The organism is Salinimicrobium sp. WS361 (assembly GCF_050750585.1).
Taxonomy (GTDB): Bacteria; Bacteroidota; Bacteroidia; order Flavobacteriales; family Flavobacteriaceae; genus Salinimicrobium.
This window is the reverse complement of record NZ_JBOJLM010000068.1, coordinates 1-524: the sequence shown is the minus strand read 5'-3', so window position 1 is coordinate 524 and position 524 is coordinate 1. Positions and strand designations below refer to the sequence as shown.

At 32.6% G+C, this 524-nt stretch carries 1 protein-coding gene; it reads right to left on the bottom strand.

Annotated elements, in window-relative coordinates; translation table 11 throughout:
- Nucleotides 1–488: cation transporter (locus tag ACQ93I_RS17275; RefSeq protein WP_431699616.1), on the bottom strand; the 488-nt coding region annotated here is incomplete at its 3' end.
- Nucleotides 489–524 lie beyond the last annotated feature (36 nt).

The window sequence follows — 524 nt, the reverse complement described above, 5'->3', positions numbered from 1 at the left end:
ACCTCCAAAAAACCAATTATTGCCAATGTCATTTGAAAATATCCTGCGAGTTTCGCAACTTTCTTTTTTCTCGTTAATGTACCGCCAACAGCAAATAAACTAATTCCATAAACAAGCGAGTCCGCCAACATATCCAAGCTATCAGCAACTAATCCCATTGATTTTGAAATCAGTCCTGTCGTCATTTCAATTATGAAAAAAACAAAATTAATTGCGAGAACAGACCAAAGAAGCTTCTTTTGATTTGAGTTTTCTGTAAATTCTATTTGGTCGGCTTGTTCGGTTGTTAATCTTTTACTGCCTAAATTCAACTCTTTTATCGATTTTTCTATTTGGTCGATTTGTTCGTTATGAAAAACTGTCAATTTTCGATTTGGAATATCAAAATCAAGATTTTTAATGCCCGAAATTCCGTCCAATTTCATTCGGATTAGATTTTCCTCTGAAGGACAATCCATTTTTGTTATCTTAAATATTGTTTTTTCCATTTACAATTTTGATTTTTTTTCGCATTGGCTACAACG